The sequence below is a fragment of the Anaeromyxobacter sp. K genome (assembly GCF_000020805.1).
GTDB lineage: Bacteria > Myxococcota > Myxococcia > Myxococcales > Anaeromyxobacteraceae > Anaeromyxobacter > Anaeromyxobacter dehalogenans.
Map to the genome: position 1 here is coordinate 854,786 of NC_011145.1, position 22,923 is coordinate 877,708.

Here is a 22,923-nt window from a genome sequence, read left to right on the forward strand (position 1 = left end):
GACGACCGCGGCCTGGTCCCGGTGATCGCGCAGGAGGAGGACGGCACGGTCCTGATGCTGGCCTGGGCGAACCGCGAGGCGCTCGTCGCCACCGCCGAGGGCGGGCGCGCCACCTACTGGTCCCGCAGCCGGCGCTCGCTCTGGCGCAAGGGCGACACGAGCGGCCACGTGCAGGAGATCCGCGCGATCGCGCTGGACTGCGACGGAGACGCCGTGCTCTACGTCGTGCGCCAGACCGGCCCGGCGTGTCACACCGGGACGCGCAGCTGCTTCTCGGAGAGAGAGGAGATCCCATGGCAGACGAACGCTTCCTCGCGAAGCTCTGGGCCACCATCGAGTCGCGCCGCGCGGACGCCGCGCCGGCCGAGAGCTACACCAAGAAGCTCCTCGCCGCGCCGGCCAGGATCCGCAGGAAGATCATCGAGGAAGCCTACGAGGTGAACGAGGCGCACCAGGCGCTCCTCGACGGCAAGGACACGAAGGACCACCTGGCGCACGAGGCGGCCGATCTGCTGTACCACCTGTACGTGCTGCTCGCGTCGGCCGACGTGACCCCGACCGAGGTCTACGGCGTGCTGGAGCGGCGGCACCTGCAGCCCCCGGCCCCCAAGACCGGAAACCCTTGACAGTCGCGGGGTTTTCCACTATTAGCCGCGATTCAGCCGCGTGGAGAGCCGGGCATCCGCGATGTCCGGCTCCTCATGTTTCAGGGCGAGCAAAAGCTCCTACCTCATCAGCGAGACCGAGGAACGAATGACCGGAGTGCGTGTCAAGGATGGCGAGTCCTTCGAGAACGCCATGAAGCGCTTCAAGAAGCAGTGCGAGAAGGCGGGCATCCTCTCGGAGATCCGCAAGCGCGAGCACTACGAGAAGCCGAGCGTGAAGCGCAAGAAGAAGGCCCTCGCCGCCAAGAAGCGCGCGCTCAAGAAGATGCGCAAGGGCTTCTAGCCGGGGCCATCGCCATGGCGCTCAAGGAACGGCTCGACGCGGACCTCAAGTCCGCGATGCGCGAGAAGGACACGCTCAAGCTGAGCGTGGTCCGCATGCTGAAGAGCGCCGTGAAGTACCGCGAGATCGAGCTGATGAAGCCGCTCGACGACGCGGGCGTGCAGGGCGTGATCGCCTCCGAGATCAAGCGCCGGCGCGACTCGGTCGAGCAGTACCGGGCCGGGAACCGCCAGGACCTGGTCGACAAGGAGGAGGCGGAGATCCGGATCCTCCAGGCCTGGCTCCCCGCCCAGCTCACCGAGGACGAGCTCCGCGCGAAGGTGGACGCGGCGGTCCAGGCGACCGGGGCGCAGGGGCCGAAGGACATGGGCGCCGTGATGAAGGCGCTCCTGCCCGAGGTGCAGGGCCGGGCCGAGGGGAAGGCCGTCAGCGACATGGTGAAGGCGCGCCTCGCCGGAAAGTAGGCCGGGCGGTGAGGCGGCCGCGGCCGCCCGGCGGTGGCCGGGCGCCGTGCGTGCCGCGAGCGGCAGCGGAGGCGCAACCTGATCCCCGACGCGGTCATCGACCAGATCCGCGAGCGCGTCGACGTGGTGGCCGTGATCGGCCGCCACATGGAGCTGAAGCGATCGGGCAGGACGTGGAAGGGCAACTGCATCTTCCACGGGGAGCGGACGCCGAGCTTTCACGTCTACCCCGAGGACAAGCACTTCAAGTGCTACGGCTGCGGGGCGTACGGCGACGTCTTCACGTTCCTGCAGCGGCTCGAGGGGAAGGAGTTTCCCGAGGTGGTCAGGGCGCTCGCGCAGGAGGTCGGCGTCGAGATCCCGGAGGCGGCCGAGGAGGACTCGGCCGAGGCGAGGGCGAAGCGCAAGGAGCGCAACGAGGTCCTCGCCGCGAGCGACGCCGCCGCGCGCTACTGGGCGGCGCGGCTCGCCAGCCGCTTCGGCGCGCCGGCGCGGGCGTACCTCGAGCGGCGCGGCGTCACCGAGGAGTCGGTCCGGCGCTTCCGGCTGGGGGTGGCGGCCGACGCGTGGAACGACCTCGCGCCGCGGCTGAAGGAGAAGGGCATCGGGGTCGCGGCGCTGCAGCGCGCCGGGCTGGTCATCGAGAGGGAGAGGGACGGCGGCGGCACGTACGACCGCTTCCGCAACCGCCTGATGTTTCCCATCGCCGGCATGGACGGGCAGGTCATCGGCTTCGGCGGGCGCGCGCTCGGCGACGAGCAGGGCGCGAAGTACATCAACACGCCCGAGACCCCGCTCTACAAGAAGTCGAAGGTGCTCTACGGCCTCGACCTGGCCCGCGAGACCATCCGCAAGACGCGCAGCGCGGTGCTGGTCGAGGGCTACTTCGACGTGATCGGGCTGCACCAGGTGGGCGTGACCGGCGCGGTGGCGGTGTGCGGCACCGCCCTCACCCCCGAGCACGTGGAGCTGCTCTCCCGCTGCGACTGCCGCGAGGTCACCGTCCTGTTCGACGGCGACGTGGCCGGCCTGGCCGCGCCGGCCAAGGCCGCGCAGGCGCTGTTCCCGGCGGGCATGGCCGGCAAGGTGGCGGTGCTCCCGTCCGCCGCGGGCAAGAGCGATCCCGACGAGTACGCCCGCGCGAACGGGCGCGCCGGGGTGGACGCGCTGCTGACGGCCGCCGTCCCCCTCTCGGAGTTCCTGGTGGACCGGGCGGTCGAGCGGGCGTGCGGCGACCGGCCGCGGGAGGCCGCGCTCGAGCGGAAGCTCGCCGCGGTCCGCGAGCTCGAGCCGTTCGTGCGGATGATGCCGGAGGGTCTCGCGCGTTCCGTCTTCGAGGACATGATCGCGCGCCGGCTCGACCTCGACCCGGGCGCGCTCAGGACCGAGCTGTCCGCCGAGCGGCGGCGGCCGGGCGTCCCGGCGCCCGCCCCGACGGGTCACCCGGAGCGGCCCTCGGGCGCCCCATCCCGCCCCACCCCGTCCGCGGGGCCGGCGCGCGGTGGGCCGCCCGCCCACGCCAGGGTGCGGGTGCTGCTGCCCGGCCCGGCCGCGGACGCGCTGGCGCTGCTGGCCGCCTTCCCCGATCTGGGGCCGGTGGCGGAGGAGGAGCGCCTTCCGCAGCTCCTGCCGCCCGGGCCGCTGGCGGACCTGGCCCGCGACCTGGTGCGCGGGCCGGTCGCGCTCGACGACGCGCTGGCGCGGCTGTCCTCCGGCGCCGACGAGGCCACCGCCCGGCGGTTCCGCACGCTGGTGGGGCCCGGCCGGCCGAGGCCGGAGGAGGCGGAGCGCGAGCTCCGGAAGGCGGCGGTCAAGGCGACGCTGGAGCGCCTCGACCAGGAGTACGGGGAGGCGCTGCGGCGGGTCACCAAGGCCGGCAGCGCCGCGGCGGACGGGCTGGACGTGACTGCCCAGCGCCTCATCAACCAGCGCCGCGACCTGCAGAGACGCTTGCGTTCGCTGGAACGTCCCGGATGAAAGGCAAGCTCCGAAGCATTCTGGATACATTGGCCGGGCTCACCCGGCCGAAAAACGTTACGAAAGAGCACCACCGGGCCGCCGAGCCGTCGAAGGAGCCGAAGCCGATGACCACGAAGGGCCACGCCGCGAAGAAGCACGTGAAGAAGGCAGCGCCGAAGCAGAAGGCGAAGGCCGGCGGCCGCAAGGAAGAGCGCCAGGCCAAGCCCGCGCCCAGGGCGCCCGCGCGCGCGGTGGCGAAGCCGCCGGTCAAGCGCGCCAAGGCGGACCGCGAGAAGCCGGAGAAGGTCGAGAAGCACGAGAAGGCCGAGAAGGCCGACCGGCACGAGAAGGCCGGCGAGAAGCCCGAGAAGGCCCGCAAGAAGGCGCCCGAGGCCGCGGCCGCCGAGCCCGCTCGCCCGGCGGGCCGCCCCGGCAAGCACCGCCGCCCCGCCGACGAGGCCGAGCCCGAGACGGAGCGCGCCGAGGCCGACGACGGCGACGACGACGACGACGAGCTCGACGAGCTCCCGCAGGACGACATGAGCGACATCACCGAGCGGTCCGAGGTGAAGGAGCTCATGGCTCGCGGGCGCGAGAAGGGCTTCCTCACCTACGACGAGGTGAACGACGCGCTGCCGTCGGACATCGGCTCGGACCAGATCGACGACGTCATGTCGATGTTCGGCGAGCACGACATCGAGGTCGTGGACGGCGCCGAGAAGAAGATGAAGCTCCCGGACAAGCCGCCCGAGCCCGAGGCCAAGGCGGACGCCGAGGAGGAGAAGGAGGAGGAGGACGACGCCGGCTACGGCAAGTCCAACGACCCGGTGCGCATGTACCTGCGCAAGATGGGGTCGGTCTCCCTCCTCACGCGCGAGGGCGAAGTGGAGATCGCGAAGCGCATCGAGGAGGGCGAGAAGGAGATCCTCGGCGCGGTGCTCTCGTCGTCGATCGCCATCCGCGAGATCCTCGAGCTGGGCGAGCGGCTCCGCAAGGGCAAGATCCGCGTCCGCGAGATCATCAAGGACGCCGGCGACGAGCAGCAGGCCGAGGCGGAGGAGCCCGAGGAGGAGCTGGACGAGGCCGCCGAGGCGCCGGAGGGTCAGGGGGACGCAGAGGCCGAGGCCGGCGACGGCGCCGCGCCGGCCGAGGGCGCCGAGCCGGAGAAGCCCCGCATCCCGAAGGAGGAGGAGCGCAAGGTCGAGCACGTGCTGAAGCACATCGACCGGATCCGCAAGCTGGAGCGCGACGTCGCCAAGGTCCGCGAGACGCTCCAGGGCGGCAAGAAGCTCTCCGAGGTGAAGCGCAAGGAGCTGAAGGGCGAGATCCGCGCCATCGAGGCGGAGATGATGGAGAACCTCGAGGCGATCCAGCTCAACAAGAAGCAGATCGACCGGATCGTCCTGCGCCTGAAGAGCTTCATCAAGCGCGTGGAGGAGGCGGAGCGCGAGTTCTTCGACTGCGAGCGCCGCACCGGCGTGCCGGTGAAGGACCTGCGGCGCCTGCTCCGCGAGACGCGCGAGGACGAGGCCGAGCGGAAGAAGCTCGCCAAGAAGCTCCGCTGCGCGCTCGACGAGGTGGAGGAGCTGGACCGCACGCTGCGCTCGGCCGGCCGCAAGATCCTGCGCGTGCAGGAGGAGGCGGAGGTGCCGGTGGAGGAGCTGCGCCGGACCTACCGCATGATCGGCGACGGCGAGCGGAAGGCGGAGCGCGCCAAGACCGAGCTGGTGGAGGCGAACCTGCGCCTGGTGGTCTCGATCGCGAAGAAGTACACGAACCGCGGCCTGCAGTTCCTCGACCTGATCCAGGAGGGGAACATCGGCCTCATGAAGGCGGTCGACAAGTTCGAGTACAAGCGCGGCTACAAGTTCTCGACCTACGCCACCTGGTGGATCCGCCAGGCGATCACCCGCGCCATCGCGGACCAGGCGCGGACCATCCGCATCCCGGTCCACATGATCGAGACGATCAACAAGCTCATCCGCACCAGCCGCTACCTGGTGCAGGAGCTGGGGCGCGAGCCGACGCCGGAGGAGATCGCCGAGAAGATGGAGCTCCCGCTCGACAAGGTCCGCAAGGTCCTGAAGATCGCGAAGGAGCCCATCTCGCTCGAGACGCCCATCGGCGAGGAGGAGGACAGCCACCTCGGGGACTTCATCGAGGACAAGTCGCTGGTCTCCCCGTCGGACGCGGTCATCAACATGAACCTGGCCGAGCAGACCAGGAAGGTGCTCGCCACGCTGACCCCGCGCGAGGAGAAGGTGCTCCGCATGCGGTTCGGCATCGGCGAGAAGAGCGATCACACGCTCGAGGAGGTCGGCCAGGACTTCGAGGTCACACGCGAGCGCATCCGCCAGATCGAGGCGAAGGCGCTGCGGAAGCTGCGCCACCCGTCGCGGTCGAAGCGGCTCAAGAGCTTCGTGGAGAGCTGATCGACCCCGTCTCGGGCGACGCGAATATGATAGAGGGTGCCTGCCGGGGCCTCGGGCCCATAGCTCAACGGTCAGAGCGCTCGGCTCATAACCGATGCGATCCAGGTTCGAATCCTGGTGGGCCCACTCGTCGCAACCAGCAGGGAGAACGGGAGAACGGCATTGTCGTCGCTGCGTGAGAAGCTGAAGACGCTGGAGGAGTTGCAGCAGATCGACCTCGACTCGAACGAGGTCAGGGCTGAGCTGGAGACCCTCCCGGCGAAGCGCGCCGAGATCGACCAGCGGGTCGCCGAGGCCCGGCGGGCCTACGACGAGGAAAAGTCCCGCGTCGAGGGGAACGAGCGCGAGCGCCGGCAGCTCGAGTCGCTCCTCGCGATGGAGCGGGACAAGGTCAAGAAGTGGGAGGGCCGCCTGGGCGAGATCCGGACGCCCCGCGAGTACGCCGCGCTCTCCCGCGAGATCGACATCGCGAAGAAGACGAACGACGGCCAGTCCGAGCAGATCAAGGCGCTGGTCGCGAGCGCCGGCGAGCTCCAGAAGACGCTCGAGGGCAAGGCCGACGCGCTGGCCGAGCGCGAGGAGGCGAACGAGGCCGAGCTGAAGGGCCTCGAGGAGCGGCAGGCGGCCGCCCAGCAGCGCCTAGCCGAGCTCGACGCCCGGCGCGCCGAGGCGGTGAAGCGCGTGGACCCCGGGCTGCTCTCGAAGTACGAGAACATCAAGCGGCGCCGGGCCGGCGTGGCGGTCGCGCAGGTGATCGGCATGACCTGCGACGGCTGCCACCGGCACATCCCGCCCCAGCTCGCCATCACCCTGCAGCGGGCGAACTCGATCGAGACCTGCCCGAACTGCCACCGCATCATCTACGCGGCCGAGGCGGTCAACCCGCCGGCGCCGCCGCCGGCCTAGCCGTGGCCAAGGCCGTCCTCGCGGAGCTGCTCCGCTTCATCGCCGCCAACGAGGAGCTCCCGCGGACGCGCGCCCGGTACCCGGGCTACGACCGCGACGCGCTCGGGCGGCTGCTCGCCGCCGCCGCCGACCGGGTGGAGGAGGCGGAGAAGGCGCGCGAGCCGGCCCCCGGCGCGGGCTCGAAGGGCATCAAGGTCCGCAAGGTGTCCGACGTCGAGAAGGCGGCGCAGCGCGCGGCCGCCGAGCTCGACGAGGCGATGGACCTCTCCAAGGCGGAGCGCGACCGGCGCAAGAAGGAGCGCGCCGAGCGCGAGGCGGCCGAGCGCGCCGCCGCCGACGCCGCGGCCGCCGCCGAGGCGGCCCGGTGCACCCGCCTGTTCACCGACGGCGCGGCGCGCGGCAACCCCGGCCCGGCCGGCGCCGGCGCGGTCATCGTGAACGCCGACGGCCACATCGTGGCGAAGATCGGCAAGTTCCTGGGCGACTCCACCAACAACGTCGCCGAGTACATGGGGCTCATCCTCGGGCTGAAGCGCGCCAAGGCCATGGGCATCAAGGAGCTCGAGGTGCTGTCCGACTCCGAGCTGATGGTGAAGCAGCTCGCCGGCGACTACGCGGTGAAGGCGGACCACCTCCGCCCGCTCCACGACGAGGCGCGCGCGCTCATCGCCGGCTTCGACCGCATCCAGGTCCGGCACGTGCCGCGCGAGGAGAACACGCTCGCGGACGCGATGTCGAACCGCGCCATCGACGAGCGGCTGTAGCGTCGTCGACGCGGCGCCCGCCGCGCGCGGGCGCCGCTCCCGGTTCACCTACCGTTCACGTTCGCGCCCCGCGGCGCCGCCCGCGGCGCGCGGTCGCGCGCGCGCACCCCATCGCGCCCGCGGCGCACCGGCTGCGCGAAACCCGCGTCGCGCCGGGGCGCGTCCGCAGCCCGTGCGCGCATCCCGTGCGCTGCGGCGAGACGTCGACCGCAGCCTTCCATTTCATTTGACGCGCGTCACGTGGATTGCGCATAAAAGTGCGTCCGCCGTTCAAGTCATTGCGCAACACGTGCTATGGGCTCCGGAACCCACCCGATCCCGGAGGCGACGGAATGAAGGACGTGCAGACGGCGAAGGCGATCCCCCAGATCCCCAGCATCGATCTCGGCCAGGCGGCGGCGCTGGCGGAGACGGTCATCAAGGACACCACCGCGAACCCCGCGCCGCTGGGGCTGATGGGCTTCGGGCTCACCACCGTGCTGCTCAACCTGCACAACGCCGGCGTCATCGGCATCGGCAGCATGATCCTGGCGATGGGCCTGTTCTACGGCGGCCTCGCCCAGATCATCGCCGGCGTGATGGAGTGGAAGAAGAAGAACACGTTCGGCATGGTGGCGTTCACGTCGTACGGCTTCTTCTGGATCTCGCTGGTGGCGCTCATCGTCATGCCGCGCTTCGGGATCGCCGACGCCTCGGACAAGAACGCCATGGCCGCCTACCTGTTCATCTGGGGCCTGTTCTCGATCGTGCTCTTCATCGCGACGCTCAAGATGAACCGCACCATCATGCTGGTCTTCTTCGCGCTGGTGGTGCTGTTCATCCTGCTCGGCCTGGGCGACGCGACCGGCAACGCCACCATCACCCGCATCGCCGGGTACGAGGGCATCGCCTGCGGCCTGGGCGCCATCTACCTGGGCGCGGCGCAGATCCTGAACGAGGTCTACGGGCGGAAGGTGCTGCCCATCGGCGAGCTGTAGCCAGGGCCACGCCCCCGAGACGCGAGAACGGCAGGTCCCGCGCGCGGGGCCTGCCGTCTCTCGTTCCGGCGCGGGCCGCCGGTCGCGCTACAGCGCCGACTCGTGCCGCGCCGCGGTCTTCACCTCGGCGGCGGGCTCGGCGGCGCGCTGCGCCTTCAGCTTCTTCATCCGCTTGCGGATGAGCTCGCGCTTCAGGCTGGAGAGGTGGTCCACGAACACGGTGCCGTTCAGGTGGTCGGTCTCGTGCTGCAGCGCCACCGCGAGCAGCCCCTCCGCCTCCAGCTCGAACGGCTTGCCCTGGCGGTCGAGCGCCCGGACCCAGACGCGCGCGAAGCGGTCCACGTCCTCCGCCTCGCCGGGGATCGACAGGCAGCCCTCGGTGTAGGTGAGCTCGCCCTCGCCGCGGACGATCTCGGGGTTCACCAGGTGGATGAGCGTCTGCCCCTCCTGGCGGGGGGACGTGTCGATCACGATGACGCGCTTCTTCACCGCGATCTGGGGGGCGGCGAGGCCGACGCCGTCCGCCGCGTACATGGTCTCGGCCATGTCGTCGAGCAGGCGGCGGATGCCGTCGTCCACCCGGTCCACGGGCTGGGCGACTTCCTTCAGGATGGGGTCGGGCCAGATGACGATTTCACGAACCATTCGAGCACCTTCTACCGGATCCCACATCTAACGGGGAAGGGGCCGCCGCGCATCCCCGCGGAATCGGGGCCCCGGGAGACGCTCGCCCGCCCGATCAGCGGGCGTCGCCGAGCCCGCGCAGGTACTCCTGGCGCAGCCGATCGTCGGCCAGCACGTCGCGCGCGTCGAGCACCACCTGCTGGATCTCCTGCAGCGCCTCGGTGACCGCGGGATCGCGCAGCGCCGCGAAGCGCTCCGGGTGCAGCTCTGCGGCCAGCCGGTCCGCCGCGTCCCGCACCTCGTGCGGCGTGCAGAGTCGGCCCACGCCCAGGACGGTGAAGTAGTCGGCGCGCCGGACCTGATCGAGCTTCTCCCGGACGCGGGCGAGATCGATCGCGTCGGAGGCCGGCACCGGCCGGCCGGTCTGGAGCAGCCGCACGGACAGGGCGCCCACCGCCACCAGCGCCGCGAGCGCCTGGCGGGTGGAGAGGCCGTCGAGCGGGCTCTCCTGCACGATCTCGTCGAGCGTGCGCAGGCCGTCGGCGAGCGCCACCACGCGCCGCTCCTCGGCCGAGAGCCCGAGCTCCGCCTCGTCCGGCGCGTCCTCGGCCGGCCCGAGCAGCGTGCCAGGCCCTCCCAGCAGCGCCTCCACCTCGGCGGCGCGCCAGCGGCGGCGCACCCCCTCCACGGCGAGGGCCAGCGGGCCCCGCTCCAGCGCGGTGCGCTCGTCCGCCGGGACCGCCTGCGCCACCCAGCGGAACCGGGCGGCGCCGTCGGCGAAGACGCCGGAGACCACCTCCTCGGTGCGGCGCCGGGCGAGGCCGGTGAGCTCGGTCGGCTTCAGGAAGCCGCGCTCGAGCAGCAGCAGCGCGGCGCGGCGGGTGGGCAGCGCCGCGGCGGCCGCCGCCACCTGCCGGTGCTGGTCGCGGGTGACGAGGCCGAAGCGCAGCGCCAGCTCCTCGACGCGCTCAGCGGGATCCGCGCTGGAGGCGCCCACCACGCGGCCGTCCTCGAACCACAGCGAGCGCGCCAGCTCGCCCTGGAAGTCGAGCCGGCCGGCGAGCCGAGCACGGGCGGCGAGCGCGAGGAGGCGCGGCGCGGGGAGGTCGGCGAGCGTCCCGGCGCGCAGCTCGGCCGGCGGCGGCGCGGGCGCCGCGTCGTCGTCGGCTGCGGGCGCGGCGGCGGGCCGGGGCGCGGGGGCGGCGGGGGCGGCGCCGCGGAGCGCGGCCACGCGGCGGCGGGCGGCGTCCTCGGCCGGGTCGGGAGGGGCGGGGGCCGCCGGCGCGGGCGGCTCGAAGCTCGGCAGGAACGGCTCCGCCGGCGCGGGCACGGGCGGCGCCGGTGGGAACGGGAACCCGGCGGGCGCCCGCGGCGGCACGGCGGCCGGAGGGCGGGACAGCTCGGCGAGGCGGCGCAGCTCGGCCTCCGCCTCGGCGCGGCGGCGCGCCTCCTCCTCGCCGCGGCGGCGCAGCCCCTCCATCTCGGCGCGCGCGCTCGCGATGGCGGCCCGGAGCTTCTCCTCCTCCTCCTCGGCCCGGCGCCGGGCGTCCTCCTCCGCGACGCGGCGCAGCTCCTCCGCCGCGGACTCCTCGGCGGCGGCGCGCTCCATCACCGTGGCGAGGCGCTGCTCCGCGCTGCGCCGCTCGTCCTCGAGCTGCGCGCGCACGCGCTGCAGCTCCTCCTCGGCGCGGCGGCGGGCCTCGGCCTCGGCGGCGGCCTTCTCCTCCGCCCCGCGGGCGCGGAGCGCCTCCTGCTCGGCCTCGGCGCGGGCCCGGGCGTCGCGCTCCGCGGCGCGAGCGGCCGCGGCGTCCGCTGCCGCGCGGAGCTCGCCGCCCGGTCGCGCGGGCGCCCCGGCGCGCGCCGCGGCGGCCGGGGCGGGAGTGACGGCGGGTGCGCGGGCGGCCGCGGCGGCGGGAGTGGCGGTGGGTGCACGGGCGGCGGCGGCGGGGGCGTGGGGTGGCGCGGCCTCGGCGCGCGGCGGCTCGCGGTGACGGGGGGCCTCGGCGGACGGCGGCGCGCGCGCCGGCGCCGGCGCGGGCAGGGGGGCGTCGTCGAACAGCTCGGCCAGCGCCTGGACGGCGCGGTCGGCCGCGTCCGGCGGCGACGCCTCATCCGGCCCCGAGACGTCGTCGCCCGCCTCGAGCCGGCGCAGCAGCGCGTCCAGCCCGTCCTCGTCGGCGAGGCCGAGGTCGCCCCCGGTCGCCGGCCCGGCGGCCAGCGCGCCGGCGAGCGCTTCGGCCGGGGCGAGCGCGTCGAGGCCGTCCGTGGGACCGGACGCCGCACGCGCGCCGGCGGCCGGGGTCGCGCCGGGGCGCCCGGCGCGGGCCGGCGCGCGCGGGCCCGCGGGTGCGGCGGAGGCGGCCCGCTTCGGCGCGGGCTCCGGCGCGCCACGCCCGGCCGGCGACGCGGCCGGCACCTCGGGGCGCGCGGCCGGTCCCGGCACGGCCGGCTTTCGGTGCGGCGGTCGCCCCGGCGCGGGGCGGCGGCGCCGGCACGGCCGGTCCGCCGCCGCTCCGGCGCAGCTCCTCGGCCCGCGCGCGCAGCGCCTCGGCGGCGGCGCGCCGGGCGGCGCCGGGATCCGCGCCCGCGGCGCCCGCCGGGGCGGGGCGCGCGGGCGCCGCCGGGGCCGTGGACCGCGGCGCGGGCGCGGCGGCCGCAGGTCCGAGCCGGGCCGCGACCTCCTCCTGCAGCTGCGCCGGGTCGATGGGGCGCGGCAGGCGCCGCGCGCCGCGCGGCAGCGGGTCGGCCTCGCCCACGATGATCATCGGGACGTGGGCGGTCGCCGCGTCCTCCGCCACGCGCCGCGCCAGCGCCAGCGCCTCGCCGCCGTCGCACGCGGCCGCGAGCACGACGAGGTCGGGCGCGGCCCCCTCCAGCGCGGCGAGCGCGTCGGCGGCGCTGGTGGCGAGCGCCGGCGCGTGCCCCGCGCGCAGGAGCACGCGCTTCACGGCCGATATCTCGGCGATGTCGTCGTCGACCAGGAGGATCCGGGGCAAGCGCGGGGATTATGGATCGGGCTCGCCGGGCGACCAAGCCGCCGCCGCGCCGCCGGCGGGCGTGCGTGCCGGACCTACAACATCGAGTACGGGTCCATGTCGAAGCGGATCGCGGCGCCGCCGGGAGGCCGCTGCGCCACCCGCGCCAGCGCGGCGTGGACCCGGAACAGCGGCGGCGGCGAGGGGGCGCGGAACAGCAGGTGCCAGCGGCTCTTCCCGCGGATCCGCTCGATGGCGGCCGGCGCCGGGCCGAGCATGGCCACCTCGCCGGCGAGCGCCGGCCGGGCCGCCTGCGCCAGCGCCTCCGCGGTGCGGCGCGCGCCGTCCTCGGTCCCCTCCACCCGCGCCGCCATCATCCGCCCGTAGGGCGGGTAGCCGAACGCGCGGCGCCGCTCCAGCTCACCCTCCGCGAACGCGGCGTAGTCGTGGGTGGCGGCGAGCGCGACCGCCGGCGTGGCGGGGTTGAACGTCTGCACGATCACCCGCCCGGCCTCGGCCCCGCGCCCGGCGCGCCCGGCCACCTGGGTGAGGAGCTGGAAGGTGCGCTCGGCGGCGCGGAAGTCCGGCAGCGCCAGGGCGGTGTCGGCGAGCACCACGCCGACCAGGGTGACGCCGGGGAAGTCGTGGCCCTTCGTCACCATCTGCGTGCCCACCAGCACGTCGGCGTCCCGGCGCGCGAACCGCGCCAGCACCGCGGCGGTGTCGTCGGCGCTCGAGACCACGTCGCGATCGAGCCGCGCCACCCGCGCGCGCGGCAGCAGCGAGCGCACCGCCGCCTCCACCTGCTCGGTGCCGACGCCCACGCCGAAGCGCACCCCGCCGCACGCGGCGCAGCGCGCGCCCATCGGCTCCGTCCGGCCGCAGTAGTGGCACATGAGCACGCCGCGGCGCGCGTGGTGGGTGAGCGACACCGAGCAGTCCGGGCACCGGGCCTCGGCGCCGCACACCTCGCAGACCACCAGCGTCTCGTAGCCGCGGCGGTTGAGGAACAGGATGGCCTGCTGGCCGGCCGCGAGGGTGTCCTCCAGTGCGGCGCCGAGCCGCGGCGAGAGCAGGCCGGGCAGTCCGCTCACGCCGGCGCGCCGCAGCTTCGACAGGTCCACCAGCTCCACGTCCGGCATGGGCCGGTCGTCGATGCGGGCGGGCAGGTCGAGCTTGCGGTACCGGCCGCGGCGCGCGTTCTCCAGCGTCTCGAGCGAGGGGGTGGCGGAGCCCAGGATCAGCACCGCGTCCTCGCGCTTCGCGCGCACCACCGCGAGGTCGCGCGCGTGGTAGGCCGGGCCGTCCTCCTGCTTGAAGCTCCCGTCGTGCTCCTCGTCCACCACCAGCACCGCCAGGTCCTGCACCGGCGCGAAGATGGCGCTGCGCACGCCGACGCAGATCCGCGCCTCGCCGCGGCGGAGGCGCAGCCACTCGGCGTGGCGCTCGGCGTCGGACAGCCCGGAGTGGAGCAGCGCCACGTCGTCGCCGAAGCGCGCGCGGAAGCGGCCGGAGAGCTGCGGGGTGAGCGCGATCTCCGGGACCAGCACCAGCGCGCCGCGCCCGGCGGCGCGCGCGCGGGCGATGGCCTGCAGGTAGACCTCGGTCTTGCCCGAGCCGGTGACGCCGTGGAGCAGGAAGGCCTGGAACGTGCCGGCGGCCGCGTCGATCTCCGCCAGCGCCGCCGCCTGGGCGGGGGTGAGCGCCGCCGGCGCGGCCGCGCTCGCGGGGAGCACGCCCGCGGTCGCGACCGGCGTCTCGGTCTCGAGCGTCACCAGCCCGCGCTTCGCGAGCGCGGAGAGGGCGGGCCGCCCGCGCGGGAACGCGGCGCGCAGCTCCTCCACCGGGATCCGTCCGCGGGCGAGCAGGTACTCGAGGACCGCGCGCTGCGCGGCGGCGCGGCCCAGCGCGCCGAGCGACGCGGCGGCGTCGGCCGCCGGGGCGGCGTACTCCACCCCGCGCCGCGTCGGGGCCGGCGCCCCGCGGCGCGCGTTCAGGCCGGGCGGCAGCGCGGCCCGCAGCAGCTCGCCGGGCGGCACGAGGTAGTACTCCTCGGCCCACCGCAGCAGCTCCACCAGCTTCGGCGTGAACGGCGGGAACCGATCGAGGACCTCGACCACGTCGCGCAGCTCGAACCCCTCGGGCGGCGCGGCGGGGAAGCCGACCACGTAGCCCGTCGCCCGCCGGCTCCTCCCGAACGGCACCGCCACGCGCTGCCCGAGCGCCACCTCCGCCGCGAGCGACGACGGCACGCGGTAGGTGAAGGTGCCGCGGACCGCGGCGGCGACGGCGACCTCGACGAGCACGCGCGGAGTCTAGCAGCCACTCCCCCCTCTCCGCTGTGCATCGGCTACACTCCCCCGCTCACGGAGGAACACATGGCCCGCATCGATCTGCGCATCGCCGTCGCGGTGATGGGCGTCCTCACCGTCCTCGCCTGCTCCGACAAGAAGGAGGCGCCCGCGCCGGCGTACCCGAGCGCCCCCGCGCCCTCCGCCGTGCCGGCGGCGCCCGCGCCGGAGGTGACGCCACCCGCGCCTGCCCCCGCCGAGCAGCCCGCGCCGCAGGCCCAGCCTGCGCCGGCGCCCCGTCCGGCAGAGCAGCCGGCCGCGCCGACCGTGACGCCGCCGCCCCGGCCCGCGCCGCGCCCGGCCGAGACCGCAAAGCCGGCACCGGCGCCCGCCCCGGCGCCCGCGAAGCCCGCCGAGCCGGCGCAGGCCGCTCCCGCCCCGGCGCCCGCCCCCGCGCCCGCGGCGACGGCGCACGCCAAGGTCGGCCCGCAGAAGTGCAAGATGTGCCACCGGGTGCAGTTCGAGTCGTGGTCCGCCTCACCGCACGCGCAGAAGGGGCTCGACTGCGAGGGCTGCCACGGGAACGGCGGCGACTACTGGACCGCGAGCGTGATGCGCGACCGGGCGAAGGCGGTGGCCGCCGGGCTGGTGCTCCCGGACCTCGCGTCCTGCCGGAAGTGCCACGCGACCGACGAGGCCCGCTTCGCGCGCGTCCATGCGCACAAGTAGAACGGGGACGGCGTCCCCGCCCCGCAAGCAGAGCTCGCGGGGCCCCACCCCTGGCTCCGCGGGGCCCGTGACCGCTCGCGCCCGCCTGCGCGGGCGCGCGAGCGGTCCCCGCGGGAGGGATTGCATCCCTCCCCAGCCTTGCGGCTGGGGCCCCTCCCTGCTCACGACGACGCCGGCCGCTAGCGTCCGGTCACCGGCCGCAGGAACGCCCGCGCCTCCTCGAAGATGAGGTCGAGCGAGGCCGTCAGCTCGTGCCCGTCGTCCACCTCGACGAGGCGCGCGCCCGGCGTGCGCGCGACGAACGCGGCCACGTCCTCGAGCGGGATGGTCTCGTCGCGCCGGCCGGCGATGCAGAGCGTGGGCACCCGCACCTCGGGGAACGCCGGCCAGCCCTGCGCGTCCTCGAAGAACTGCCACCCGAGGCGCCGCTTCCGGCCGGAGGCGAAGTGGTCCACCTCGAGCCCCCGCGCGCGCCAGCCCTCGAGGTCGGCCGGCCCGAGGCGGCGCGACCAGCGCTCGAACAGCCGGAACGCCGGGGCCATCAGCACCAGCCGCTCGATGGAGGGATCGCGCGAGGCCGCCACCGCCGCGAGGTAGCCGCCCAGCGAGCTGCCGATGATCGCGTGCGGCGGCGCCGCCTCGTCGAGCAGCCGCTCCGCGATCGCCAGCATGGAGGACGGCGAGGAGCGCTCGAAGCCGTCGTCACCTGGGGTGAGATCCGGCGTCTCCAGGTGGACGCCCGCGTCGGCGAAGCGCGAGGCCAGCGCGCGGGCCTTGGTCGAGGAGGGCCCTGAGGCGAAGCCGTGCAGGTACAGGAGCATCGGGGCAGCCTAGCCGAGGACGGGCCGCGCCGCCCTACTTCCCGGCTTTCTCCCGCAGAGACCGGAGCCGCTCGCCCAGCGCCTTCTCCAGGCCATTCTCGGAGAGCTGGACCACCTGCTCGCCGCGGAGCGCGTCGGGCAGGTACTCCTCGGCCACGTAGTGGCCCTCGAAGTTGTGCGGGTAGCGGTAGCCGCCGCCGTAGCCGAGCCCCTCCATCAGCTTGGTGGGCGCGTTGCGGAGCTTGAGCGGCACCGGCAGCGGCCCGCGCTCGCGCACCAGGCGCCGCGCGTTGCCGTAGGCGGCGATGGCGGTGTTCGACTTCGGCGCGAGCGCCAGGTAGATGGCGGCCTGGCTCATGGGCAGCACGCCCTCCGGCAGCCCCACCAGCTCGACCGCCTGCAGCGCGGAGACCGCCACCTGCAGCGCCTGCGGGTCGGCGTTGCCCACGTCCTCGGACGCGAAGATCACCATGCGCCGGAGCACGAAGCGCGGGTCCTCGCCCGCCTCCAGCATCCGGACCATGTAGTAGACGGCGGCGTCCGGGTCCGAGCCGCGCAGCGACTTGATGAACGCGGAGACGACGTTGTAGTGCTCCTCGCCCTGCTTGTCGTAGTTGACGGTGCGCGCCTGCAGCGCCTCCTCCGCGTCGGCCTTCTCCACCGCGGGGCGGCCGGCGAGCCGCACCGCCGCGGCCGACACCTCGAGCGCGTTCAGCGCCTTGCGCGCGTCGCCGTAGCTCAGGCGGGCGATGGTGTCGCGGGCCTCGGGCGTGAGCGCGACCGCGCCCGCCAGCCCCTCCGGCGCCGCCACGGCGCGATCGAGCAGCGCCGCCACCTCGTCCTCGGTGAGCGCCCGCAGCGTCGCGACGCGGCAGCGCGACAGGAGCGCGGCGTTCACCTCGAACGACGGGTTCTCGGTTGTGGCGCCGATGAGCGTGATGGTCCCGTCCTCCACGTGCGGCAGGAACGCGTCCTGCTGCGCGCGGGTGAAGCGGTGGATCTCGTCCACGAACAGGATGGTGCGCTTGCGGTGCATGCGGCGCCGGTCGCGCGCCGCGGCCACGATCTCGCGGATCTCCTTCACCCCGCCCAGCACCGCGCTGAACGGCACGAAGTCCGCGCCGGTGCGCTGCGCCACGATGCGCGCCAGCGTGGTCTTCCCGGTGCCCGGCGGGCCCCACAGGATGAGCGACGGCACCTGGTCCGCCTCGATGGAGCGCCGCAGCGCGGTGCCGGGGCCCAGGACGTGCTCCTGGCCGGCGAAATCCTCCAGGCGGCGTGGGCGCATCCGCTCGGCGAGCGGCTTGCCGCTCGGGTCGTCCGCGACGGCGCGATCGAAGAGGTCCATGAAACCGCTTATATAATGCTCCGCATGGACGGCCATCCGTGTCCCGTGCCGAAGCGCGTGGGGATCGTGCACAAGGTCTCGAGCGCCGAGGCGTCGGAGACGGCGGTGTACGTGGGGCAGTTCCTCGAGGGGAAGGGCGTCGAGGTGCTCCGCGACGAGGCGGAGGTGGCGCGGTCCGCCGACCTGGTGGTGGTGCTCGGCGGCGACGGCACGCTCATCCACGCCGCCGGCCTGCTCGACGGCCGCCCGGTGCCCATCCTCGGCGTGAACATGGGGAGCCTCGGCTTCATGACCGAGGTCCCGCAGAGCGGCATGTACGCGGCGATGGACGACGTGCTGGCCGGGCGCGCCACGCTGTCCGAGCGCATGAAGCTGCGCGTGCACCTGCACCGCGGCGGCAGCTCCGAGCGCGCGCTCGACGCCGAGGTGCTGAACGACGTGGTGATCGCGAAGGGCGCGCTGTCGCGCATGGTCGAGCTCGACACCCGCTGCTCCGGCGAGTACGTCACGACCTACAAGGCGGACGGCATCATCGTCGCGACGCCCACCGGCTCGACCGCCTACGCGCTGGCCGCGAACGGGCCCATCATGTACCCGACCATGCGCGGCGTGATCATCGCGCCGATCTGCCCGCACATGCTCACGCAGCGGCCGCTGGTGGTGCCCGACGAGGAGAAGATCGAGATCCTGCTGGTGAACGACAGCGAGGTCTTCATGACGCTGGACGGCCAGAGCGGCGTGAAGCTCGAGCGCGGCGACCGGGTCCAGGTGAAGCAGTCGTACAACCGCGTGCTGCTGGTGCGGAACAAGTCGCTCGACTTCTTCGGGATCCTGCGCGCGAAGCTGCGCTGGGGCGAGCGCTGAGCCTCGGGCCCTGAACGGGCCGACCACTGAAAATTTGCGCAGTGTCAGGGGCCCGTGGATCATGGGCCCATGCTCACGACGCTGCGCATCTCCGGCCTCGCCGTCGTCGACGCGGTGGAGGTCCGGTTCGGCCCCGGGCTGAACGTGCTCACCGGCGAGACGGGCGCCGGCAAGTCGATCCTGGTGAACGCGCTCCACCTCGTGCTGGGCGGCCGCATGACCGCGGACGTGCTGCGCGAGGGCGCCGACGAGGCGGTGGTCGAGGCGCTGTTCGAGCTCCCCGCCGCGCACCCGGTGTTCGGCCGCCTCGACGCGGCCGGGCTCCCGATCCGGCCCGAGCCGGGCGCGGGGAGCTGCGAGCTCCTGGTGCGGCGCGTGGCGGCGCGCGGCGGCCGCGGGCGCGCCTTCGTGAACGGGGCCCTGTGCACCGTCTCGATGCTGGAGACGGCGCTGCGGGGCGTGGTGGACATCTCCGGCCAGCACGAGCACGTGTCGCTGCTCGATCCCTCGGTGCACCTCGAGCTGCTCGACGCGTTCGCCGGCCTGGACGCGATCTCGGAAAACGGCGCGGAGCCGACCCTCCTCCGGTACCGCGCCGCGCACGCGGCGCTCGCCGCCCTCGTCCGCGAGCGGGAAGCGCTCGCCGCGGACGAGGGCGAGCGGGCGCGGCGGGCGGACTACCTCGCGTTCCAGCTCCGCGAGCTGGAGTCGGCCGATCCCAGGCCGGGCGAGCTGGAGTCGCTCGAGGACGAGCGGCGCGTGCTCGCCTCGGCCGAGAAGCTGCGCGAGGCCGCGCGGGCCGCCGAGGCGCTGGCGTACGGCGAGGAGGGCAGCGCCTCGGAGCGGGTGGGACAGGCGGCGCGCGCGCTCGCCGAGGCGTCGCTGCTCGACCGCCGCCTGGAGGCGCCGCTCGGGCTGCTGCGCTCGGCGGCGGTGGAGCTGGAGGAGGCCGGGCGCGAGCTGGGGCGCTACGCCGAGGCGGTGGGCGGCGACCCGGAGCGGCTGGCGTCGGTGGAGGACCGGCACGAGCTGCTGCGGGCGCTCGCGCGCAAGCACGGCGGCACGCTGGAGGGCGCCATCGCGCGCCGCGACCAGATGCGCGGGGAGCTGGCGCGGCTGCAGGGCGGCGGCGAGCGGCTCTCCGTCGTGCAGGCGGAGATCGAGCAGCGCGGCCGCGAGGCGGTGCGCCTCGCCGCGGCGCTCTCCCGGGCGCGGGCGGAGGCGGCCCAGGCGTTCGCGGAGGCGGTGCGGCGCGAGCTCGCCGGGCTCGCCATGGGGCGCTGCCGGCTCGAGGTGGCGCTGCTGCCGCCGGAGGCCGGGGTCGAGGTGGGCGGCAAGCTGCTCGGGCCGGCCGGCGCGGAGCGCGCCGAGATCCTCATCGCCCCGAACCCGGGCGAGCCGCCGCGCGGGCTCGGCCGGATCGCCTCCGGCGGCGAGCTCTCGCGCCTGCTCCTCGCGGTGAAGCGCACCATCTCGCGCCGCGATCCGGTGGCGACGTACGTCTTCGACGAGGTGGACGCCGGCATCGGCGGCGCGGTGGCCGAGGCCATGGGCCGCGTGCTCTCCGACGTCTCGAAGGGCCGGCAGGTGATCTGCATCACGCACCTGCCGCAGGTGGCTGCGTTCGCCGATCGGCACCATCGCGTCGAGAAGCGCGTCGCGGGCGGGCGGACGCACACCGGCGTCGAGCTGCTCGGAGACGACGCGGGGCGGCGGCAGGAGGTCGCCCGCATGATGGCGGGCGTGACCGTGACGCCCTCGGCGCTCGAGCACGCGGCCGCCCTCATGGCGGCCGCACGCCAGCCCGCCGCGCCGCCGGCGGCTGCCGAGCGCGGGCGGCGCGCGGTGCCCGCCCGGGCCGCGGCGCGACGGGTGGCGCGGGCCGGCTGAGCCGCCCGCGCGGCCGACCGGGGAATCCTGGGACGCCGCGTGGTCGCACCGGGCCGTCGAGGGGTCACGAACGCGGACCGCGGCGTTCGGCGAGACGATGGCAACCGCGTTGACCCCTCAGTCTGCGGAAAGGTACGCTCCGCGCGTGGCGGCCACGCCTGTCCTGACGATCGCTGCCCACGGCGTCACGGACGTCGGCCAGCGGCGCGATCACAACGAGGACGCGTTCCTGGTCGATCCCGCGCTGGGGCTCTACGTGGTCGCCGACGGCATGGGCGGCCACGCGGGCGGCGGCACGGCGTCCCGGCTCGCGGTCGAGACCATCCAGGAGTCGATCCGCGCGGCGCGCGACGGCGCGCCGGAGGTGTTCGAGGGGGCGAACGGCGTCGAGGACAGCCGGCTCCCGGACCTGCTCCGCGACGCGGTCGAGGCGGCCTGCGCGCGGATCTTCAAGACGGCCCAGGACGCTCCCGAGCTCGCCGGGATGGGGACCACCGTCACCGCGGCGCTCATCGACGGCCGGGTGGCGTTCGTGGCGCACGTGGGCGACAGCCGCTGCTACCTGCTGCGCGAGGGGCGCATCTACCAGGTCTCCGAGGACCACTCGCTCGTCAACGAGCAGCTCAAGGCCGGCACCATCAGCGCCGACGAGGCGAAGCACAGCCGCTTCAAGAACATCATCACCCGATCGGTGGGGTTCGAGGCGCAGGTCCAGGTCGATCTCATGGGCCTCGAGCTCGAGGACGGGGACGGGCTGGTGATCTGCTGCGACGGCCTGTCCAACCTGGTGGACGACGACGAGATCCTCCAGATCGTGGACGAATGCCCCATCGACGCGTCGCCGGCGCGCCTGGTCGAGCTCGCGAACGATCGCGGCGGCGACGACAACATCACCGTGATCGTGATCCGGGCGGGCCGCGAGCCCATCCTGGCCGGCTGACGCCTGCCCGCCCGCTCGCGGAGTGCGGGTCCGGGCTGGGGTAAGGTGGGCAAAACCCTTTCTTGACAGGCAACTTCGGGCTCTGTTACCGGTCTGCCTCGGGGTCCCGTACCTCCGGGACTGGCGTTCATCCTGCGGCGTCGCGTCGCTAGCTTCTCGGGCGCATGCCTGGGGACCAACGGAGCGTGGATCGGATGGCGGTACCGCCCAAGACCCAGGTGTTCACGGTCATCGTGGTCTCCGACCACTCGCAGGCGATCCGCAAGTTCCGCGTCCCCCAGAAGTGGCTGAAGAAGGCGGCTTACGGCGGCGGTGCCGTCGTGCTGGTCGGGCTGCTCGCCCTCGGTCACTACCTCTCCCTGCTCGGGTCGTCCTCGGAGAACGGCGTCCTCAAGGAGGAGAACGCCCAGCTCCGCTCGCAGATCCTGCTGGTCCAGGAGAAGGTCGCCCACATCTCGGCGACGCTCGACCGCGTCGAGCGCTTCGACGCGAAGCTCCGCACCGCGGTGACGCAGCTCCAGGATCCGGAGCGGAACCTCGCCATCGGGCCGGTCGGCAACGCCGACGGCGAGCCGTCAATCCCCGGGCCCGCCCCCGCCGCCGAGGCGAGCATCGCCGCGCTGCCCGGGAAGCTGGGCTCGCTCGAGACCGAGGCCTCGCGCCAGGAGCAGAGCCTGCGCGAGCTGCAGGAGTACTTCGACGACCAGCGCTCGCTGCTCGCCTCCACGCCGTCGATCTGGCCGGCGCGCGGCTGGGTGACCTCCGACTTCGGCACCCGCATCGACCCGTACACGGCCGAGCGGAAGATGCACCAGGGCCTCGACATCGCCACGCCGCACGGCCAGCCCATCTACACGCCGTCGGACGGGACGGTGGTGTTCGCCGGCACCGAGGGCGCGTACGGCAAGGTGCTGGTCCTCGACCACGGCTACGGCGTGAAGACCCGCTACGCCCACCTCTCCGAGGTCTTCGTCCGCCTGGGCGACCGCGTGAAGCGCGGCGACAAGGTGGCCGCCGTCGGCAACACCGGCCGCTCCACCGGACCGCACCTGCACTACGAGGTGCGCGTGAACGGCATCCCGGAGAACCCGAGGAAGTTCATCCTGGAGTGATCCCGGCGGCCGGCGCTCGCGCGCGGCCGTGGTGAGCCCCCCGGATCCGCCGATGGCGAGCCCGTCGAACCGCGAGCGGGCCGGCGCCCGTGCCTCAGCGCTCGGCGGCGCGCGCGACGTCGCGCGGCACGCGCGCCGGGTCGATGCGCCCGTAGCCCGCGAACAGCTGCCCGGTGAGCGTCGCGCCGTCGCGCAGGGGCGGGCGCCGATCGCGGATCGGGCTGTTGAGGCGGGTGCCGTCTGGCGCGAGCGTCGCGTCCGGCCGGCCCGGGGTGAGCGCGGCCCGCACCACCGCGCGCCCGCCGCGGTGCAGGAACACCACCGTCCCGCCGCGCACGCGCTCCACCACGCCCACGTGCGTGAAAGGGTCGTCGGCGCGCCCGTCGCGATCGCGGTCGTACGTGTCGTGGAAGAACACCAGGTCGCCGGGCGCGGGCCACTGGCCGCCGCCGCCGAAGGCGACGCCGTACGCGCGCACCGCCTGGTATGCGGCCGCGGCCCCGGACGTCTCGCGCGGCGAGGCGAGCGCCATGAGCCGGCGCAGCGGGATCCCCTCGGCCTGGTAGACCGCCTGGACGAAGCCGGAGCAGTCGGGGTTGAAGCGCTCGCCGCCGGCCCGGAACGCGCCGCGCTCGCCCACGAGCGCCGCGGCCCGCTCGGCCAGGCGCTCGCCGAGGTCGCCGTCACCGCCGCGCGCCGGATCGGGCCGGCCGACCCGGGCCGGTCCGGCGCAGGCGGCGAGCGCGAGCGCCGCGAGCGCAAGCGGGGCGAGGCGGGCCACGCTGCCACTGTAGAGGGCCCCCTCCGGCTGTCAAAACGACGGCCAACCATGCGTGGGGCCTCCCATTTGATTTCGTCTGGCGCGGCGTTACCTAAGCA

The 22,923-nt window shown here is 74.6% G+C and carries 19 protein-coding genes, 1 tRNA gene and 1 pseudogene; 15 read left to right on the plus strand and 6 right to left on the minus strand.

All coding sequences use genetic code 11. The annotated features are described in order from the left end of the window. Positions 1-21 precede the first annotated feature (21 nt). The 10 genes and pseudogenes from hisI to ANAEK_RS03790 all read left to right on the plus strand — a co-directional run. Positions 22-261, plus strand: a pseudogene (hisI, locus tag ANAEK_RS23110) (phosphoribosyl-AMP cyclohydrolase); the annotation flags it as partial. Between the two features lie 32 nt (positions 262-293). After that, the gene (gene hisE, locus ANAEK_RS03750; RefSeq protein WP_012524820.1) at positions 294-626 is read left to right on the plus strand and encodes a phosphoribosyl-ATP diphosphatase; all 333 of its coding nucleotides are present in this window, start codon (positions 294-296) and stop codon (positions 624-626) included. A gap of 127 nt (positions 627-753) precedes the next feature. Further along, positions 754-948 (plus strand): 30S ribosomal protein S21, encoded by a 195-nt coding sequence (gene rpsU, locus ANAEK_RS03755; RefSeq protein WP_012524821.1) that lies wholly within the window; start codon positions 754-756, stop codon positions 946-948. Positions 949-962: 14 nt separating this feature from the next. Further along, positions 963-1,412 carry a GatB/YqeY domain-containing protein gene (locus ANAEK_RS03760; RefSeq protein WP_012524822.1) on the plus strand — a complete coding sequence of 150 codons (450 nt, stop codon included), beginning with the start codon at positions 963-965 and terminating at the stop codon, positions 1,410-1,412. 33 nt (positions 1,413-1,445) lie between these two features. Beyond that, positions 1,446-3,389 (plus strand): DNA primase, encoded by a 1,944-nt coding sequence (dnaG, locus tag ANAEK_RS03765; RefSeq protein ID WP_012524823.1) that lies wholly within the window; start codon positions 1,446-1,448, stop codon positions 3,387-3,389. Beyond that, on the plus strand, positions 3,386-5,803 hold the full coding sequence (gene rpoD / locus ANAEK_RS03770; protein ID WP_012524824.1) for an RNA polymerase sigma factor RpoD: 2,418 nt from the start codon (positions 3,386-3,388) through the stop codon (positions 5,801-5,803). Before dnaG ends, rpoD begins: the two co-directional genes overlap by 4 nt. A gap of 53 nt (positions 5,804-5,856) precedes the next feature. After that, a tRNA-Ile gene (locus ANAEK_RS03775) sits at positions 5,857-5,929 on the plus strand. 36 nt (positions 5,930-5,965) lie between these two features. Continuing rightward, positions 5,966-6,709: a zinc ribbon domain-containing protein gene (locus ANAEK_RS03780; protein WP_012524825.1), complete on the plus strand. Its 744-nt coding sequence runs from the start codon at positions 5,966-5,968 to the stop codon at positions 6,707-6,709. A gap of 2 nt (positions 6,710-6,711) precedes the next feature. After that, on the plus strand, positions 6,712-7,473 hold the full coding sequence (locus ANAEK_RS23595) for a ribonuclease HI family protein (RefSeq protein WP_012524826.1): 762 nt from the start codon (positions 6,712-6,714) through the stop codon (positions 7,471-7,473). Between the two features lie 332 nt (positions 7,474-7,805). After that, on the plus strand, positions 7,806-8,450 hold the full coding sequence (locus ANAEK_RS03790; RefSeq protein ID WP_012524827.1) for a GPR1/FUN34/YaaH family transporter: 645 nt from the start codon (positions 7,806-7,808) through the stop codon (positions 8,448-8,450). 87 nt (positions 8,451-8,537) lie between these two features. On the opposite strand, the gene def is transcribed toward ANAEK_RS03790, so the two are convergent. The 3 genes from def to priA all read right to left on the minus strand — a co-directional run bounded on the left by def (position 8,538) and on the right by priA (position 14,355). Beyond that, positions 8,538-9,095 carry a peptide deformylase gene (def, locus tag ANAEK_RS03795; protein ID WP_012524828.1) on the minus strand — a complete coding sequence of 186 codons (558 nt, stop codon included), beginning with the start codon at positions 9,093-9,095 and terminating at the stop codon, positions 8,538-8,540. Positions 9,096-9,189: 94 nt separating this feature from the next. Further along, positions 9,190-11,517 (minus strand): DUF4388 domain-containing protein, encoded by a 2,328-nt coding sequence (locus ANAEK_RS22590; RefSeq protein ID WP_232288357.1) that lies wholly within the window; start codon positions 11,515-11,517, stop codon positions 9,190-9,192. A gap of 627 nt (positions 11,518-12,144) precedes the next feature. Continuing rightward, complete coding sequence (gene priA, locus ANAEK_RS03810) at positions 12,145-14,355, minus strand: primosomal protein N' (protein ID WP_012524829.1); 2,211 nt, start codon at positions 14,353-14,355, stop codon at positions 12,145-12,147. A gap of 72 nt (positions 14,356-14,427) precedes the next feature. On the opposite strand from priA, the gene ANAEK_RS03815 reads away from it, so the two are divergent. Then, positions 14,428-15,069 (plus strand): hypothetical protein, encoded by a 642-nt coding sequence (locus tag ANAEK_RS03815; RefSeq protein ID WP_012524830.1) that lies wholly within the window; start codon positions 14,428-14,430, stop codon positions 15,067-15,069. Between the two features lie 179 nt (positions 15,070-15,248). Here ANAEK_RS03815 and ANAEK_RS03820 read toward each other — a convergent pair whose 3' ends face one another. Beyond that, entirely contained in the window at positions 15,249-15,890 is a 642-nt protein-coding gene (locus ANAEK_RS03820; RefSeq protein ID WP_012524831.1) for a YqiA/YcfP family alpha/beta fold hydrolase, read from the minus strand. Positions 15,891-15,924: 34 nt separating this feature from the next. Beyond that, positions 15,925-17,238 (minus strand): replication-associated recombination protein A, encoded by a 1,314-nt coding sequence (locus ANAEK_RS03825; RefSeq protein WP_012524832.1) that lies wholly within the window; start codon positions 17,236-17,238, stop codon positions 15,925-15,927. A gap of 24 nt (positions 17,239-17,262) precedes the next feature. Here ANAEK_RS03825 and ANAEK_RS03830 point away from each other — a divergent pair, with 24 nt between their 5' ends. The 4 genes from ANAEK_RS03830 (at position 17,263) to ANAEK_RS03845 (ending at position 22,044) form a co-directional block, all read left to right on the plus strand. Further along, positions 17,263-18,102, plus strand: coding sequence for an NAD(+)/NADH kinase (locus ANAEK_RS03830; protein ID WP_232288358.1), 840 nt, complete (start codon positions 17,263-17,265; stop codon positions 18,100-18,102). Between the two features lie 69 nt (positions 18,103-18,171). Further along, entirely contained in the window at positions 18,172-19,992 is a 1,821-nt protein-coding gene (gene recN, locus ANAEK_RS03835; RefSeq protein ID WP_012524834.1) for a DNA repair protein RecN, read from the plus strand. A 97-nt stretch (positions 19,993-20,089) separates the two neighbouring features. Further along, positions 20,090-20,932: a Stp1/IreP family PP2C-type Ser/Thr phosphatase gene (locus tag ANAEK_RS03840; RefSeq protein ID WP_012524835.1), complete on the plus strand. Its 843-nt coding sequence runs from the start codon at positions 20,090-20,092 to the stop codon at positions 20,930-20,932. A gap of 194 nt (positions 20,933-21,126) precedes the next feature. Further along, complete coding sequence (locus tag ANAEK_RS03845; protein WP_012524836.1) at positions 21,127-22,044, plus strand: M23 family metallopeptidase; 918 nt, start codon at positions 21,127-21,129, stop codon at positions 22,042-22,044. Between the two features lie 94 nt (positions 22,045-22,138). Here ANAEK_RS03845 and ANAEK_RS03850 read toward each other — a convergent pair whose 3' ends face one another. Continuing rightward, on the minus strand, positions 22,139-22,825 hold the full coding sequence (locus tag ANAEK_RS03850; RefSeq protein WP_012524837.1) for a CHAP domain-containing protein: 687 nt from the start codon (positions 22,823-22,825) through the stop codon (positions 22,139-22,141). Between the last annotated feature and the right edge of the window lie 98 nt (positions 22,826-22,923).

Excerpts from the sequence above, each read along its gene's own strand:
- hisE (WP_012524820.1), top strand. The coding sequence starts at position 294 with ATGGCAGACGAACGCTTCCTCGCGAAGCTCTGGGCCACCATCGAGTCG.
- rpsU (WP_012524821.1), top strand. The coding sequence starts at position 754 with ATGACCGGAGTGCGTGTCAAGGATGGCGAGTCCTTCGAGAACGCCATG.
- ANAEK_RS03760 (WP_012524822.1), top strand. The coding sequence starts at position 963 with ATGGCGCTCAAGGAACGGCTCGACGCGGACCTCAAGTCCGCGATGCGC.
- rpoD (WP_012524824.1), top strand. The coding sequence starts at position 3,386 with ATGAAAGGCAAGCTCCGAAGCATTCTGGATACATTGGCCGGGCTCACC.
- ANAEK_RS03790 (WP_012524827.1), top strand. The coding sequence starts at position 7,806 with ATGAAGGACGTGCAGACGGCGAAGGCGATCCCCCAGATCCCCAGCATC.
- def (WP_012524828.1), bottom strand. The coding sequence starts at position 9,095 with ATGGTTCGTGAAATCGTCATCTGGCCCGACCCCATCCTGAAGGAAGTC.
- ANAEK_RS03815 (WP_012524830.1), top strand. The coding sequence starts at position 14,428 with ATGGCCCGCATCGATCTGCGCATCGCCGTCGCGGTGATGGGCGTCCTC.
- ANAEK_RS03820 (WP_012524831.1), bottom strand. The coding sequence starts at position 15,890 with ATGCTCCTGTACCTGCACGGCTTCGCCTCAGGGCCCTCCTCGACCAAG.
- ANAEK_RS03825 (WP_012524832.1), bottom strand. The coding sequence starts at position 17,238 with ATGGACCTCTTCGATCGCGCCGTCGCGGACGACCCGAGCGGCAAGCCG.
- ANAEK_RS03830 (WP_232288358.1), top strand. The coding sequence starts at position 17,263 with ATGGACGGCCATCCGTGTCCCGTGCCGAAGCGCGTGGGGATCGTGCAC.
- recN (WP_012524834.1), top strand. The coding sequence starts at position 18,172 with ATGCTCACGACGCTGCGCATCTCCGGCCTCGCCGTCGTCGACGCGGTG.
- ANAEK_RS03840 (WP_012524835.1), top strand. The coding sequence starts at position 20,090 with ATGGCAACCGCGTTGACCCCTCAGTCTGCGGAAAGGTACGCTCCGCGC.
- ANAEK_RS03845 (WP_012524836.1), top strand. The coding sequence starts at position 21,127 with ATGGCGGTACCGCCCAAGACCCAGGTGTTCACGGTCATCGTGGTCTCC.